The sequence below is a fragment of the Methanobrevibacter arboriphilus JCM 13429 = DSM 1125 genome (genome assembly GCF_002072215.1).
Classification (GTDB): domain Archaea; phylum Methanobacteriota; class Methanobacteria; order Methanobacteriales; family Methanobacteriaceae; genus Methanobinarius; species Methanobinarius arboriphilicus.
The window spans coordinates 1-17,559 of record NZ_JXMW01000011.1; the positions used below are offsets into that span (position 1 = coordinate 1).

Genomic DNA, 17,559 nt, shown 5'->3' on the forward strand with positions numbered 1-17,559 from the left:
AATAGAAAATAATTAAAAAATAATTAAAAAATTATTATAAAATAATTATAAAATAAATAGATAAAAGATGAAAAATATCTAAAAACTAATTGAAAATTAATTGAAAATTATCTAAAATTAATTAAATATTAATCAAAATTAATGAAGAATTAATCAAAGAATCAATGAAGAATTAACTAAAAATTAACTAAAATTAGTTAAAATTAGTTAAAATTAATTAAAAATTATACCAATTTAGCCAAAATAATATCTTAAAAAATATCTTAAAAATATATTTTTTAAAAGTATTGAAAATTGATACTATTTAATTTAAAAATAGTAATATAACAGCAATTAAAAGACCAAACAAAAATATAAATCATAGCTAAAACATATTATAACATATTAAATATCACTATAAATTATAAATCTATTATAAACTACAAGTCTAATTATGACTATAATTATAAATTAAAAAGAAGGAGAAATAAAATTGATAGATACCCACATCCATGCTGATGCAAGAAGTAGTGAAGATTTTGAAAAAATGTTTATTAGCGGAATAGATACTGCAATTACTTGTGCTTTTTATCCATACAATTTAATGAATGAAGTAGTTCTTTTAAATCATTTAGAGAGAATATTAAACTACGACACAGAAAGAGCTAAAAAATATGGTATTGACCTCAAAGTAGCATTAGGAATTCATCCTTCAAATATTATTAAATCACCAAAAATTGTTTTTGACAAGCTAAATGAATATATTGAAAAAAAATCTATAGTAGCTATTGGAGAAATTGGTCTTGAAGATTTAAGTAATGAAGAAAAAAATATCTTCAAAAAACAGCTAGAAATAGCAGATGAAACAAATACTAATGTTATTATACACACACCTAGAAAAAATAAATTAGAGGTTTTAAAAGAAATAAAAAAAATAGTATTGGAAACAATAGACCCCAATCTAGTTATTATAGATCATATCAACTTAAATGTTATTGATGAAGTTATTAAAGAAGATTTTACATTAGGTCTTACAGTTCAACCTAAAAAAATGGAAGTTGATGAAGCAGTTGCTATTTTAAAGGAATATGGATTTGACAACTTTCTTTTAAATAGTGATATTAGTAATATGCCCTCTGATCCAATATCTGTGCCTAAAACTATTAGAACTCTTAAAAAATTAGGGTTTGATAGTAAAGATATTGATAAAGTAGCTTTTAAGAACGCTGAAAAAATATTTAATTTATAAAATTTGAAGATTAATATTAAAAAAATTATGGTTATTTATAACAATTTAATTAATTTTAATTATTATTTTAATAAAAATAATAATAAAAATAATAATAGAAATAATAATAGAATAATAATAGAAACAATAATAATATTAAACTAATAAACATATTAATGAAAATAAAAGTACATTAATAAAAAAAATAAAATATTTATTCTTTTTTAATTATTTTAATTCTTGAAGGAGTTAAAATAATCATGTTCTTATCATGACCTTTACAGAGCGAAATCGCCTCTGCTTTATACTCTTTTCTAAGAATTTTAATTTTTTCTCCTGCCATTTTAAATGGGTCTGGACCTTCATTTTCAAGAAAAGCTAAATCAACAATAACTGGATTGTTTTCTTCCACAATCTGATCAAATACATAATCCATATCATCTACTGTTCTTGGTCTTATTAAAATGATTTCATAAAATGGCTGTTCTGGAGCAATGTAAAAATCATTTTCCAAAATATCCTCAGCATAATCACTAGTTACAGGCTCTTTTGTTTCTTCATCAAAACCAAGACTTCTTTTTAAAGTATCAATAAAACTCATTCATTATTCTCCTTTAAATTTATTTTCCTCTAAATATTTTAAAATAGAATCTAATAATTTTGAAGCACCTTCATTATAAACATCGGCAGCAGGTAAATTGAACTCAGACTCAAAATCCCCAACTTCAGCATCTTTATCTGCATTTCTCAAATTAATTGAAAGACCTACAACCTTTGTTGGCTCTATAGCTTCAATTGCAGTTATTTCCTCAGTAACACCTCTTGGTTCACGATAAGGATGATTAGGCCTATGGCAAACTATTGTAGCATCTGGTGATGCACCTATTAAAATAGCTGCTGATAAGCCTCTTGGATGAGGATTTCCTTTTTCAGTTAAGCTAGATTGACCTTCAACAAATATTATATCTGGTTTTTTCTTATCTTCTAAATATTTGATTGAACCAAGAATTGCAGAAGGAATATCCATTGCAGATAAACTTCCAGCTCTAAAATTCAAGTCAGATGGCTCTTCTAAACCCATTTCATCAGTGGATATTACAAGAGAAGTTAATCCTCTATTATTTGCTTCTTTACCCAATAATCTAGTAGTGGTTCTTTTACCACACTCTTGAGAAGTCCCACCAACAAAAACAACAGGTGCTTTTGGCTCATATGATATTTTTGGAAGTTTTTCACAGCATTTTTCAGGAGAAACACCAAATATGTCATTAATAACATCCAACCTTGGACTTATCTCTTTAATAATTACTCCTTTTTCTTTGGCAAAGTTTAATAATGAAATATTATCATTGAGAGGTAATGATCTAAAAGAGGAAACTACATTCATACCATTATCAATAGCTTGAACTGCATATTTAAGAGCTGATCCTTCTGCACCAATAGGAAGCATTATAGCTACACTCTTAGCTTCAACCTCATTGATTATTTTAAGCAAACTTTCTGAAACATCAGATCCACAAAATGTTTTTCCATGTTTATTATTATCATCATCAACAAATCCTACAGTTTCGATTCCCTCTAGATTAGAAAATTTTTCGCCACCTCCACCACAGCCAATAACGATAAATGGATTTAAACTTTGAAGTTCCTTAACTGAAACAATAGAATGCAAGAAATCACTCCTAAAATTCAATAAATTGTTATTTTGCAATATTAATAATTTAATAATCTTTATTTATAGTTTATTTTGGATAATTTTAAATATTGATTTTTTTTAAATATTGATTCAATATTAAAAACAAACCAAAATTAATGATAAATTGTTAGTATAATCTCATTTAGATAAAATATATTCACATTAATTATATTTAGATTAATTATTATTACTATTCAAATTTATTATAGCTTTACTTTAACTTTATTAGACTAATTATAATTACATTTATAGTGATAATACTTAATTATAAACATGAGTTAATTATAACTTATAAATATTAATATAAATATTATACTTCATTATTATTAAATGTATAGTTCATTCAAATAATAGTTTATAATATTTTATAATAATTCATATTTTGATTAAACTTAACATTCGTTAAACTTAATACTCAAAAATTAATTTAATTATTAAAAATAATTATTATAATAATTTAATTATTATAATTGATATAATTACTAAAAATATCCTACTTTAAAAACATTAGATATTTATCTCTTAAAAAATAAATAATAATAAATAGTTAAAAACTTTATAAACAGATAAAAAAATTTATAATTGGCTTAAAGTTATAAAATATTATATAGTAGCTAAAATAAAAAGGAGAGGGGTTTAATTGAGAAAACCTTATGTAATATTAGTAGGAAGTGCATCAGGGATTGGTAAATCAACAATAGCAGCAGAATTAGCTAAAAAACTAGAAATAAAACACTTGCTTGAGTCAGATTTTATTAGAGAAATTGTTAGAGGAATCATCGGTAAAGAATATGCTCCAGCTCTACATAAGTCATCATTTGATGCATTTACTGTTCTTAGAAATAAAAATAAATTCGATAATAAAAAAGATCTTATAAATGCAGGTTTTGTTGAACATTCATCATTTGTTATTCCAGCAATTGAAAAAGTTATAAGTAGAGCTATTTCTGATTATGATGACGTGATTATAGAAGGAGTCCACCTTGTTCCAGGACTAATAAATATAGAACAGTTTAAAAGTGAGGCATCAATACATTTCTTTGTTTTAATGTCTGATGAAGAGAATCATAAAGAACGTTTTGTTAAAAGAGCTATGCAAATACATAGAGGAGGGAAGCAATTAGAATATTTTGCTGAAAACAGAATTATTCATGACTTTTTAATTGATAAAGCAGAGGAAAATGGAATAAGAGTAGTAAATACTCAAAGCATTGAAGGAACTGTACAAAATATGCTTACAAACATTACTGAAACTTGTAAAACAGTTTTGTTGAAAAATACTGTAGATGAACTTGCTGATGTAGTAGATATAATTATAAATAAACATGGGGGAATCATTGAAGATGTTACATATCTACTCCCTGGATTTAAAGAACCTCTGAAAAGAAAAGTTGGTGCATCAGACCCAGATAAAACAAAAAAATTCATTGAATCTCTAGAAAAAAAAACGAAGATAAAAAGTGATTTTGAATATCTTTATAATCTTTCAAATAATATTAGAGGGAATAAAATATGTGCTTCTGATAAAAAAATCCTTGAAAATATTATAAAAGACTTGGATGCAAAAGGTTATGTATATAAAGGTGAAGATAACCAATCAAAGGAAAACAATCCACTTATTGAATAATATATTTATTGGATAATGTATTTATTGAATAATATACTTATTGGATAATATATTTACTATATTTGTTATAAAATAAAACTACATGAGGTTATAAATTGGAAAAAATGGTAATTGACTGCCCAGTATGTAAAGGGGAAAAAACTGCAGAATCAACAACTAAAAAGGAAAAAATACCTCATTTTGGAGATATACTTGAATCAACACTCATATGTAATGCTTGTGGGTACAAACACAATGATGTGATATGTTTAGAACAAAAAGATCCAGTGAAATATACACTAACTATAAAAAGTAGCAATTTATCATCAAGAGTGGTTAAATCACAATCAGCAACAGTTTCTATCCCTGAATTAGGCTTAAAAGTAGAACCTGGTCCAAAATCATTAGGTTATGTATCTAACGTAGAAGGAGTTATTTTTCGTTTTGAAGAAGGAGTGAAAAAAGCTTTAAAAATATTTGATGATGATGAATCTCAGAAAAATGGATTAAAAATATTAGAAAAACTTTCATTATTATCAAAAGGAGATATTGATGCTACTTTAATTATAGAAGATCCTTTTGGTCAAAGCAAGATAATGGATATTGATGTTAAAAAAGAAGAATTAACAGAAGAAGAATTAAAAAATTTAAAAACTGGTTTTACAATATTTGAAGAAAATTAGATAAAGTTTTTTAATATTTAAATATTGTATGAAAATTTGTAGATATAATATAATTAATAATAATTAAAAAATTAAAGTTAAAAATGAAACTTTACTAAATAAAAATTTTAATGAATAGAAATTTAATAAATAAAAAGTAAATAAAAACTTTAGTAAATGAAATTTTAATGAATAAAAATTTTATTAAATGAAAACCTTAGTAAATGGGTTTAGATTATAAATCTCTAAAATCTTCATCTTCTTCATCAACAACATCTTTTAATTTTAAAGTTTTTTGAACATCAGCAGATAATGCATTACAATCAGCTCTAATAGCTTCTAAATGTAATAAAATCCTTTCTTTTTCTTGATTAATCCTTTCAATATTTGTATAAGGATAAGTTGATTCTTTAAGCATTTCATATTCTATAGTAGTGTAAGGATATTCATTAAGCTGTTTGCACACATTTTTGAGAACATCTCCAAGAAACCTATTCATCTCAACTTTAACTCGTTCTCTAATCATTTTGTCACTATCGAGATTTTGTTTCATTAAACGAACAACTTCAGCTTTAGCAAAAGGCAAACTTTCTTCATCCTCTGATTCTTCAGAATTTTCATCATCAGAGTGATCTTCATTATTTTCTATTTGTTCATCTTCTGATTCTTCTATCTCTTCATCTTCAAATTCATCTTCTTGAATATAATATACCATAATATTACCTCAAATTAAATATAAAAATTAAAAATATACTAATTAATTTAAATTAATTATAATTTAAACTTTTATAATTTTTAAATTATGATTTAAAGAATAATTAATTATTATTTATAATATTAAATTTAAGATTCAATATTATAACATAACTTAAAATTAACATTACTAAGAGTATTATCTAATATACTCCATAATATATCTCTACCTTAGCAATATTTTTGTATGAAGGAGTATATAAATCTATGCAAATTATAAAGCTTTGATAAATTTTTTTAGCATTTATTTGTCAAACTATTAAAATAATTAATAAGAAAATTAATTATATTAATCTTTCAAAAATTTTATTTTTTAGATTTTTATATTTTTGACTTCATAAGATATAAATAAATAAATGGATAAAAACAATTAAAACAAAATAAGAAAAAGAAATAAAAATAAGAAAATAGCTCAAATAAAATAATTATGAATAAATAAAGAAAAAAATTAAACCCATAAATTCATATTAAAACAAAAATAAACCAAAATATCCCCTTAGAAAGATTTTTAAAAACAGTAATATAAGTTATAAAAAGAATTTTTAGAAATAAACCCCACAATCAACGGATAAACTAAAAAAATAAAAGATAATAAGAACTAAAAACTAAAAACCCCATGCTATGGCCTATATCACTATACAAAAACATTTAAAAATAAAAATTCAAATATAATTTCTACAGAATCTAAAAAATAAGAAGTTTCAATATAAAATAATTTAAATTAGCTATTTTATCCAATATATTGATATAAAACATATAGTTCCTTATTATTTTATCATTTTAATCAATATATAATCAGCAGAATGTATATATCAACATTTTTTAATATTTAAAGTTTATAATAAAAAATAAAATAAGAGAGAAAAATCTCCCTTATAACAAAATATTGTTTGATTTATTCAAAAGAAACTATTAGCTAAATCTTATTCCTCTCAATATGATGTGTTGATGAGTTATTCAAGCTTCTTCATATCCATTTGTAGGTAATAAATTAGCTAAAATTTCATTATCCCTATCAACATAACCTACTATTTCTTCTAGATCATCTTCTAAATTATTAACTTCGGTTAAATTTCCTTCAAAATTAGCTAATTCCTGTGAATCATTGATAGTTTCATTGTTTAATTCTTTTAATGCAGTTACATTATTACCAATTACATATAATCCCATTTCGTAGATTAAAACATCAACTGCATAAGTATCTATTACATCATCGGTGCCTTTAGTTATCAGTGATGCACTGCCTACTGCTTGATTATATGCAGCTACTATATCATTAACTGATACTGCAGAACCTGCATTAGTATTTGCCTCATTTACAAAATCTTTTAGTAGATTAATCTTTGATATTTCCTCGTTTAAAAGTTTTATAACATTGGATATAGCTATGTATAAAACATTTACATCAGAATCTATAGTACTTGCAATTTCAGAACCATCTCCATCCTCTGCTAAAGTTTTAAGTTCAGAAGCAGAAGCATTTAATTTTTCTAAGGTAGTTTCTATTTCAGCTAGTTTTTCTTGAGCAATATCTATTTCATCAAATAAGTTATTAACAGCATCATTTATAGAACCAATTAATTCTTGTCCAGCAAATATTGTTGCATTTGTTGCAGATTCATTACTGTTAAGTTCAGCATTTGCTACGAACTCATTGAAAGTATCATTGTAGGCTGATTGTAAATCAGTATTGTTAATAATATTATCAACATAATCATTAACTACTCCATCATCATAAGCTTCACCAGTGCTAAAGTAGTTATTCATAACAACATTTGTGAAATTAGTTAAAAATTCTCCTGCTAAATTGATGAAAGTTTCATTACCATTATAACTGTTAAAAATTTCACTTAAATTACCAGCAAATGAACTAATAAAAATATCTTTGAATGTATCATCTTCAATGTCTAAAAGATTCCAATATTCATTAGCAATGTCATTTGCATCCAAATCAGCTGTACTGTTTATATAACCATCATCTAATAAGTTATTATATAACTCATTCATCATTGCTGTGAAATTATTATTTATATTATCAAGAACAGCTTTAGCATTATTATATTCGAAACTAGCGAACTCTTCCCGATCTAATATTTCATAAAGATTAGCTATTGCCTCAACATATTTGCTTTCATAATAGTTTACAAGGCTAACTCCTGCACTTATTTCTGATGAAATTTGTGTGATTGTTGATTTAGTATTCTCATAGCTTTTACTTGCTTTAGCATATGCATTTTTAGCTTGTTTTACTTTTGCTTTGTAATTTAATACAGATTTCTTTGCTTTCAATACTTTATTTTTGTTAGCTTTTGTTTTCTTTGATTTATATTTTTTAAGAGCCTTGAGATAATTATTTTTCACAGTTTTATATTTAGTTAAGCTTGTTTTATAAGCAGTATATTTGGATTTTTTTGTACTAAGAGCTTTTTTCTGATTAGAAAGAGCAGTATCTAATTTTTTATCCAAAGTTTGAACAGTCTTATCTTTCTCATTTAAAGTTTTATTAGTTGATTGAACTGTATCATTTGCTTTTTCTAGATCCTCCTTATCATTAGTCAGATTTTTTTCTAGTTCATCATACACATTTACCCAATCACCGGATGTATTATAATCTGGTTCTACAGGAGTTGCATGTACATCTCCAGATATAGCTACAGCAAATATTATTGCAAATAACACAACAAGGATCAACGAATGATTCTTATTTATTGTTAACATAAACCTTATTCACCTCTTAATTATATACTTTTTTATAATTTTATCTTATTTACTAATATAAAATTAGGTATTGAGTGTTAGTTAAAAGTTTTTTCTTTTATATTATGTTATTAGATATTATTAGGTATTTTCATAATAAATACACACCATATAAACCAATCTAATTCAATAGCCTATTTTATATACTCTCTAAAAATACCTAATAAAAAATTCATATGATGAAAATGAACATTCGCTATGTTCATATAATATACTATGAAATAAACTAATATATAAAACTAACTACTAAAAAAGCCATATAAAAGATTAAAAGAAAAAATCATCAGCTAGCCCCCCCCCCCCGACTATATTTAAAAAATTTTAAATATATAAAAACTCTACTAAAACTACTTAAATAAAAAAATAATGTAAAATTATAAAAAATATAAGTCAAACAAAAATAAAAAAATTAGAAAAAAAGAAAATAAAAGCTAAAAAATAAAAGCTAAAAAAAATAAAAAACTAGAAAAAATAAAAAAAGCTAAAAAATAAAAAATTAAAATTATGAGGAAGGTCATGTTTATATTTAAAAAAATACAAAATCATGACCACTCCACATATTTTAAAAATTAATTCTATATTTTACTATCTTAATATTAAATATCTAAGTAATTAGTAGATTACAATATATCCAACCAATTATGGAAAAACAGTTAATATTAATAACTTATTTAACTACAGTTGCACCATTCTTATTACTAGTTGCATAATATACTTTTTTGTACCCATTTCCTTTATAATCATAATCTACCCATTTACCATTAGAATAATATTGAACAGATCTATGATTAGAGGATAAACTTGTAGGATATTGGATTATTCTAACATCATTTCCTTGAGATTTTAATTTTTGATATAGCATTTCACTATTATCCCAACAATCACCAACTCCTTTTCCATATCCTCCATAAAGGGAAGAACCTGAGGATCGTGAGTTTCCATAGGAATTAGCATTAGAAGAAGATTTACTTGAATATTCACCATTATTAGAAGAAATAGATTCTTGATTTGTTTTTTTAGAATTACCAATTACTCCTTGAGAATCATTTTCTAATAGAGTATTCAATTGATCTATAACAGAACTTGTTAAACTTCCAACATAGCCATCAGGATTTAAGCCTGCATCAATTTGTAAAAGTTTGACTGCTTGTTCAGTATAAGGACCAAATTCACCATCAATCTCTCCAGAATAATACCCATATTTATAAAGAGTTTTTTGGAGTGAAGCAACTTTAGTACCATTATCTCCAAGACTTAAGTTGTACAAAGTAATATCTGTATTATTTATACTAACTGAATTTTTCACATTGTTACTATCTTTTGATGAATTATCATTTACTGATTTTCCATCATTTATATTTGACATTTCCGAAGTAGCTGAAACAGTTACCATTGAAAATGCTACACATATTATAAACAATGTGTAATGTAATCTATTTAATTTAATATTTTCCGCCTCCATATCTAGAAATTTTCTTAAAAAACTAATTTCTAGACAAAAATAATATTTGATAACATGTTATATAAATATTTGGGTTTATTTTTAAAAAATAAACTTATTCAATACTTATTAAATCAAAAAAAGAGCATTTAATAGGTTTAAATATAATGATTATTTAATCAAAAAGAATTATAAGTATTTACTAGAAAAATTTGTAAATTATACCCTATTTGGCAAAACAAAGAAAAACAAGAGCTATTGAGGATAGTACTAAAAAGAGAATAGTATTTTTAGTAAGTTTATAAAATAATATATTTGAAAAAAAGAAAAAATATCTTTTAAATAATAAAATAAACAATAATATAGGATTAAATTATAAATTAAGAACCATTGAAACTTATTAATAAATATACTGATTTGTTAAATAAAAAATAGATAAATAACATATGTTTTTCATTTAAAAATAAAAAATACTATTTATAAGAATATTAAAGAAGTAGAAAAGTAAGAATTATCAAAAATAAAAATATAAAAAAGATTAATAAAAAACAAAATATTTAATAATTTATAAAGTGTTTAATAACTTATAACGGAATTTAATAGCTATAAAAATAGTTAATAATCTAGAAAAGTATTTAACAAAAATAGTTAATAAATAAAAAATAGTTAATAGGTGATATTTAATAAGTAAAAAATAGTTAATAAGTAAAAATAGTTAATAGGTGAAAATAGTTAATAAGTAAAAATGTATTTAAAGTAAAAAGTATCTAATAAATTAAGGAAGATGTTGAATATCCTCATTATTAAAGATATTTAGTTTCATTTAGAAACATCGATCATTTTTTGAACTGCTTTAAGAGATTCTTTAGCAATATCTTCTGGAACAGATATTGGATATTCTTCATTTGCTAATGAATTTTTAACCTTTTCAAGAGAATGTAGTTTCATAGTTTTACAAACCGCCTCATCTAAAAGAGGATAGAATTTTTTGTCGGGAATCTCCCTTTTTAACCTTGTAATTAAATCAACTTCTGTTCCAATTATAAATTCATTATAAGAAGACTCTTTAACATAATTAATCATACCACCAGTACTCAAAACAGCATCTGCAAAATCTTGAACTTCTATATTACACTCTGGATGAACAATTATCTGAGCATCAGGATGTTTTTCTTTTGCAAATGCTATGTCTCCTTTATGGAACATTTTATGAACATAACAATGGCCTCCTTCAGGAATCAATACAATTTCCTTATCAGTCTGCCTAGCTACAAATTTTCCTAGGTTATTATCTGGGCCAAATAATATTTTATCTTCTTTTAAACTTTCTACAACTTTTAAAGCATTTGCAGATGTACATAATATATCAGCTTCAGCTTTTGCTTCAGCTAAAGAATTCACATAAAGAACAACAGCAGCATCAGGATGTTTTTCCTTTGCTTCTTTTACTTCATCAGAACTTAACATATGGGCCATTGGACATTCTGCATCTTTATCTGGGATAAGAATTTTCTTATCAGGATTTAAAATAAAAGCTGTTTCAGCCATGAAATCTACACCGCAGAATACAACTAAATCTTTATCATCAATTTCAGAAGCTTTAATACATAATTCCAATGAATCTCCAAGAAAATCAGCTATCTCTTGAATTTCTTTTGGTTGATAATTGTGAGCAAGGATTATTGCATTTTTTTCATCTTTCAAATGGATGATTTCTTTTTGTAAATCTGTTAACATGAAAATTACCTATAAAATTTAGATATGTATTAAATATATTATATTAAATATATTAATAGTATTTTAATAAGCTAAATATATTAATAAAATATAAAAAGCTTTCTAATAGCTTATAAGTAGCTAATTAATTTAATATTACAATAATATTGATAATATAGTTATAAAAATAATTATAAAAATAATTATAAAAATAATTATAAAAATAATTATAAAAATAATTATAAAAATAATTATAAAAATAATTATAAAATATCAATTGTAATAATATTAATAATTAATTGTAATATTATAAATATAATAAGTATTATAAATATATAAGTTTAAATTATAAGAATATTGATAATATATAATAAGTTTTTATATAATAAATTTATTTTTATAATAGTTATGTTTTAAAATTATTAATTTTATATTCTTTATATTATTTTTATAATTATTTAAATTATTATTTTTTAAATTATTAAATTATTAAATTTTAAATTATTAATTATTAATTATTAATTATTAAATAAAATCAATCCATTTCTCCTATTAATTTTCTAACCTCATTAGCAAGATCCAAACGATAACAGTCTATTCGAGAATAATTTTCTCCCCAAGCACTAATCTTCACTTTTACTCCATTTTCATTCATTTCTACTACATCAACTTTTGCAGAAGAGTCAATTAAAACCCAATTTAGATTAGATATTCTTTGAACCAATACTCTTTCAAAATTATTTATATCAATGTTAAATGGTATTATAACTTCTAAATCAATCCTATATTTATCAAAAAAAGTATAATTAATATAAGGATTCTTAGCAAGAACAGTATTTGGTATTGTAACAATCAAATTATCAGGAGTTACAATAGTAGTAGTTCTAAAACCCATTTTTGTAACTTTACCTTTAATATTATCAACTTCAATAACTTCTCCGACTTTTACTGTTTTATCTGCAAGAATAAATATTCCAGAAACAAAACTAGAAATAACATCTCTAGCAGCAAAACCAAGAGTAATTCCAACAACCCCTACACTTACAATTAAAGCATTGATATCTACTCCAACAACCTCTAAAATCATTAAAAAAGCAATGATGTAAATTGAATATTTTACAAGATCCTTTAATAAATAATTAAAAGTTAATTCAATTTCAAATTTTTTAGTAACTCTATTTATCAAAAAAGATGAAATTTTAACCGCAAGTAATGTAGCAATCAAAATTATTACAATGTATATAAAAAGCCCTATAAAAGGATATTGTGGAAAAATATTTAGATTCATTTTATCTCTCATTAAATCTCTAAAGTCCTAAAATCATAAGCAACCTTAGTATTCTCAAATATATTTAAAGCTTCTTCTTTCAAATCATCAATATTAGTATATCTTGTACTAATATGAGTTAATATTAAAAGATCAACATTAGCTTCTTTAGCTATTCCTGCTGATTGAGAAGCAGTTGAATGAAAATTATTTAAAGCTTTATCAAAATCCAAATTCTTATAAGTAGCTTCATGGATCAAAACAGTAGCATTTTTAGCTAACCTTATCATTTCTTCACAAGGGATTGTATCACCAGAATATACTATCTTTGAACCAGATCTTGGAGGCCCTAATACTTCCTCTGATTTAATCATTTTTCCATCAATTTCAATAGAATGACCATTATGAAGTTTTCCAAAGTCAGGGCCTGGTTTTATTCCTAACTCAATTGCTTTTTCTCTTAAAAATCTAGGTTTTTTCTTTTCATAGATAGAATAAGAAAGATTAATAACATTATGATGAGTTTTTATACATTCTACAATATAGTCATCATTTTCAAAAATTATACTAATTTCCTCTCCAGAATTATTAATCTCATGAATAATAACTGGAAAATCAATTGTAAAATGACCCATATTAAATATAGATTCTTTTACCTTTTCAAGACCTACTGGCCCATAAATATGAAGAGGATTTTGTGAATCCCTACCTCTAAAGCCCATTGATTGAATAAGACCTGGAAGACCTAAAATATGATCCCCATGTAAGTGAGTAATAAATATTTTATCAATTTTCATTGGACTTATTTTAACATTAGCTAGTTGCCGTTGAGTTCCCTCACCACAATCAAAAAGCATTATTTCACCAAAAGCCTTCAAAGCTATTGAAGGATGATTCCTATATTTTGATGGGACTGCAGATGAGGTTCCTAAAAATGTAATCTCCATTAAATCACTTAAATAAATATAATTCTAGAAAAATATGATTATTATAATAATAACTATAATATGATTATTAAAATATGATTAAGAACATTATTAATAGATAATTAAGAATATTATTACTAAATATATAATTTACTAAATATATAATAATAAAATATAATTATTAAAATTAAGTATTATTAAAATTAAGTAAGCTTATTTATTTTATTAAAGTTTGTTTAATAAATTATATATAATTTAGGGTTTAAATATATAACTAATATTCATAGATGTTAAAAAGTCTAAAAATTAATTAACTATACTATAAATAAAAAATAGTAATAATAAAATAATTAAAAAAAGAATTGAAAGAAAGTTATATCTATCTGGTGAGATTAATGAAAAATACTATTGAAAAATGGATAGAAGAGGATATTGGGTTTGGAGATATTACTACAGAATCATTGATTCCTAATGAAACACTAGGTAATGCAAAATTAATAGCTAAGGAAGAAGGAGTTGTTGCTGGAACACAAATAGCTAAAAAAATATTTGAAAGTAGAGGTTTAATGGTTGCAATTCTTAAAGATGATGGTACAAAAATCTCTAAAGGAGAAACAATAATAGAAATAATGGGAAAAGCTAAAGATATATTAGTTCTTGAAAGAGTATCATTAAATATACTCATGAGAATGAGTGGTATAGCTACTAATACAAATAAGATTGTAGAAAAGGTTAAAAATGTTGCTCCTAATGTGAAAATTGCAGGCACTCGAAAAACTGCTCCAGGTCTAGCTAAATTTGATAACTTAGCAATTAAAGTCGGAGGAGGAGATAGTCATAGATTCTGTCTTGATGATATGGTTTTAATAAAAGATAATCATATTGCAGTGGTAGGCTCTGTGTCTGAAGCCATTGAAAAAGTAAAAAAAAGTGTTAGCTTTACAAAAAAAATAGAAATAGAAGTTGAGAATAGTAAAGATGCAGCTATCGCTTCTAAAAATGGAGCAGACATTGTAATGTTAGATAATATGAATTTAGAATCTGTTAAAGAAACTTTAGAGATTTTAAATGATTTTAAACTTAGAGAAAACGTTTTGATAGAAGTTTCAGGTGGGATAAATTCTGAAAATATAGTTGATTTTGCAAAATCAGGTGTAGATATAATCTCAATAGGAGCTTTAACTCATTCAGCTAAGAGTTTAGATATTGGCTTAGATATTAGTTTAGAAATTTCATCAGATTACTAAAAAAGGTGATATAATGAGAATTAAATACAGTACAATGATAGTTAAAGATATGGATGAATCAATTAAATTTTATACAGAAAAAATGGGCTTTGAAATAGATAGCCAATATAATCTCCCTCAAGCAACAATAACATTATTAAAAGGAGAAGGAGACGTGCTTTTAGAACTCATTAAAAATGAAGAAAATGAGGTTGGACTTTTTTCTATAGGAATAGAAGTAGAAGATATAAATAAAGAAGTTAATGAACTTAAATCTAAAGGCATTGAATTTGTAATGGAGCCTAGAAAAATCTCAGTTGGATCAATGGCTTTATTTAAAGATCCAAATGGAGCCAATATAGTTTTAATTCAACACGATCAATAGCTAATTCCATTATAAATTTATTTTATATTTAAATATAAAACAAAGTTAAAATAAAACAAAATTAAATTAAATTAAAACAAAATTAAATAGAATAAAACAAAATTAATAGAATAATAATAAATTAAATAGAATAATACTAAATTAAATAGAATAGTACTATATTAATATAACAATACTATATAAATAAGACAAAAATGTTTTTTCACATCCTCTTTTTTACATGTCTTCTAAGAAGCTAGAAATAAAAAATTTCATTTCTATCTCTTCTCTAGCAATAAAATCATCTATTTTTAATTTTGCTTCTTCACTATGGAATGGTGACATCTCTTCATCATAGAATATTTTTATAAATAATACACCATCATCAATCTTAATATCACCCTCTAAATTTTCTTTTAAAAAATCTAATGAGTTTGAATCAAGCCCTGAAACTTTATAAGTTACAAAAGCCATTTCCTTATCATCAGAATCAGTTTTTTCAGCTAAACCATAATTTTCTACTTTTAATTCCATTAAACCACCATAATTTTTTAAACAATTTAAAAACATATAATTCTTTTACATAAAATACTAAGAATATATTAAAAATACTAAAAATTAAATAATATAATTAAAATTAAATAGTATATAATTAATTAAATAATATTATAATTAAATCTAAAATAATTATAGCTAAAGAATATGCTTAAAATTAAAGAACATTTAAAATAATAATAATAAATCTATATAAACTTAATTTATTAGATATAAGCTCATTCTATATAAACTTAATATAATATATAAACTTTATATAAACTTAATTTATAAACTTATTATATATTATTTAAACTGTTTTAAGAAATATTCTAACTCATTTTCTATCTTTATTATTTCATGTGTTCCAATATGACCCATCATTGAGTCATAAATAATAATCTCAGAATTTTTAATTTTTTCAGACATTGGAATTGCATCTAAATCAGGAGGGAAATACTGATCTTGGTTTATAGCTACAATCAATGTTTTAGCCTTTATATTTGAAATTATATCCTCAATATTATAAGAAGTTGATGCATTATTCCTATAAACCACATCATTAGCATCCCATTCTTCAATAGCTTCATCCCTCATTTCTTTCATATAATCATCAATTTCATTATTATCTAAAGTATAATAATATTCTTTAGAAAGTCCAAAAGGATACATTGACTCATTAGCTAGTGCCAAAGATTTTTTAAGAGGCTTTGAATAATTACCATTATTATATTCACAATCACTCTCAATTATACGATTCATAAACTTAAAAAGGGCATAATTATGACCTGCAACTTTATAAGTACTTACTAAAGATATTAAAAAATCCATATATTCGGGATATTTAGCTGCCCATGTTAGAGCTTCAAATCCACCCATAGAATTCCCAATAATTCCCTTTACATGAATAATATTAAATTTAGACTTCAGAAAATCTATTTGAAATTTAACCATGTCTTCAATAGAATAGTCTGGAAATTTACTTCCAAGGTTCATTACTGAAGGACTTGCTGAATTTGGAGAGCCTAAAGTGGTTATAGATATAATAAAAAATTTTTTAGTATCCAATGGTTTTTTTGGACCTATAATTTCATTAATTCTTCTTATAGATCCACAATCCCCTCCCCATCCATGAAGAAAAATAATGGCATTGTTTATATGTCTTTGATCATCAAGGATAGGAGTTCCTATCGTGAAATATTCAACTGGAAGACTTTTCAACTTTTTTCCAGATGAAAAATTAAAAGATTCCAGTTCAAAATATTCTGGAGAAAAATCATCCATATTTATTTTATAATTACTTTCATCATCAGAAAGATTATTATTATTATTATTATTATTATTAATATTATTATTAATAATATTATTATTAGAACTAATAAAAACCACCTTTAAACTAAAAAT

The 17,559-nt window shown here is 23.9% G+C and carries 15 protein-coding genes; 5 read left to right on the plus strand and 10 right to left on the minus strand.

All coding sequences use genetic code 11. The features are described from left to right. Positions 1–472: 472 nt before the first annotated feature. Positions 473–1,228, plus strand: a complete 756-nt coding sequence (locus MBBAR_RS06335; RefSeq protein WP_080460461.1) for a TatD family hydrolase — start codon at positions 473–475, stop codon at positions 1,226–1,228. A 193-nt stretch (positions 1,229–1,421) separates the two neighbouring features. On the opposite strand, the gene sepF is transcribed toward MBBAR_RS06335, so the two are convergent. Both sepF and MBBAR_RS06345 read right to left on the minus strand, forming a co-directional pair. After that, the gene (gene sepF / locus MBBAR_RS06340) at positions 1,422–1,808 is read right to left on the minus strand and encodes a cell division protein SepF (protein ID WP_080460462.1); all 387 of its coding nucleotides are present in this window, start codon (positions 1,806–1,808) and stop codon (positions 1,422–1,424) included. A gap of 3 nt (positions 1,809–1,811) precedes the next feature. Then, the gene (locus tag MBBAR_RS06345; RefSeq protein WP_080460463.1) at positions 1,812–2,879 is read right to left on the minus strand and encodes a DUF1611 domain-containing protein; all 1,068 of its coding nucleotides are present in this window, start codon (positions 2,877–2,879) and stop codon (positions 1,812–1,814) included. Positions 2,880–3,543: 664 nt separating this feature from the next. On the opposite strand from MBBAR_RS06345, the gene MBBAR_RS06350 reads away from it, so the two are divergent. After that, a complete protein-coding gene (locus MBBAR_RS06350) occupies positions 3,544–4,530 on the plus strand; it encodes a 3H domain-containing protein (RefSeq protein ID WP_080460464.1) in 987 nt (328 codons plus the stop codon). 104 nt (positions 4,531–4,634) lie between these two features. Next, positions 4,635–5,192, plus strand: a complete 558-nt coding sequence (locus MBBAR_RS06355) for a ZPR1 zinc finger domain-containing protein (RefSeq protein WP_080460505.1) — start codon at positions 4,635–4,637, stop codon at positions 5,190–5,192. Positions 5,193–5,406: 214 nt separating this feature from the next. On the opposite strand, the gene MBBAR_RS06360 is transcribed toward MBBAR_RS06355, so the two are convergent. The 6 genes from MBBAR_RS06360 to rnz form a co-directional block, all read right to left on the minus strand. Further along, positions 5,407–5,886: a hypothetical protein gene (locus MBBAR_RS06360; protein ID WP_080460465.1), complete on the minus strand. Its 480-nt coding sequence runs from the start codon at positions 5,884–5,886 to the stop codon at positions 5,407–5,409. A gap of 995 nt (positions 5,887–6,881) precedes the next feature. Beyond that, positions 6,882–8,642 (minus strand): hypothetical protein, encoded by a 1,761-nt coding sequence (locus MBBAR_RS06365; protein WP_080460466.1) that lies wholly within the window; start codon positions 8,640–8,642, stop codon positions 6,882–6,884. 706 nt (positions 8,643–9,348) lie between these two features. Continuing rightward, complete coding sequence (locus tag MBBAR_RS06370) at positions 9,349–10,143, minus strand: peptidoglycan-binding domain-containing protein (protein ID WP_080460467.1); 795 nt, start codon at positions 10,141–10,143, stop codon at positions 9,349–9,351. A gap of 798 nt (positions 10,144–10,941) precedes the next feature. Then, entirely contained in the window at positions 10,942–11,859 is a 918-nt protein-coding gene (nadA, locus tag MBBAR_RS06375) for a quinolinate synthase NadA (RefSeq protein ID WP_080460468.1), read from the minus strand. A gap of 514 nt (positions 11,860–12,373) precedes the next feature. Next, positions 12,374–13,126 (minus strand): mechanosensitive ion channel family protein, encoded by a 753-nt coding sequence (locus MBBAR_RS06380; protein WP_158082550.1) that lies wholly within the window; start codon positions 13,124–13,126, stop codon positions 12,374–12,376. Positions 13,127–13,137: 11 nt separating this feature from the next. Further along, positions 13,138–14,052: a ribonuclease Z gene (gene rnz, locus MBBAR_RS06385; protein WP_080460470.1), complete on the minus strand. Its 915-nt coding sequence runs from the start codon at positions 14,050–14,052 to the stop codon at positions 13,138–13,140. Between the two features lie 374 nt (positions 14,053–14,426). On the opposite strand from rnz, the gene nadC reads away from it, so the two are divergent. Both nadC and MBBAR_RS06395 read left to right on the plus strand, forming a co-directional pair. Continuing rightward, positions 14,427–15,278 carry a carboxylating nicotinate-nucleotide diphosphorylase gene (gene nadC / locus MBBAR_RS06390; RefSeq protein ID WP_080460471.1) on the plus strand — a complete coding sequence of 284 codons (852 nt, stop codon included), beginning with the start codon at positions 14,427–14,429 and terminating at the stop codon, positions 15,276–15,278. Between the two features lie 13 nt (positions 15,279–15,291). Beyond that, entirely contained in the window at positions 15,292–15,642 is a 351-nt protein-coding gene (locus MBBAR_RS06395; protein WP_080460472.1) for a VOC family protein, read from the plus strand. A gap of 216 nt (positions 15,643–15,858) precedes the next feature. On the opposite strand, the gene MBBAR_RS06400 is transcribed toward MBBAR_RS06395, so the two are convergent. Both MBBAR_RS06400 and MBBAR_RS06405 read right to left on the minus strand, forming a co-directional pair. Further along, on the minus strand, positions 15,859–16,155 hold the full coding sequence (locus MBBAR_RS06400) for a DUF5750 family protein (protein ID WP_080460473.1): 297 nt from the start codon (positions 16,153–16,155) through the stop codon (positions 15,859–15,861). Between the two features lie 306 nt (positions 16,156–16,461). Beyond that, positions 16,462–17,544, minus strand: coding sequence for an alpha/beta fold hydrolase (locus MBBAR_RS06405; RefSeq protein ID WP_249025038.1), 1,083 nt, complete (start codon positions 17,542–17,544; stop codon positions 16,462–16,464). Positions 17,545–17,559 lie beyond the last annotated feature (15 nt).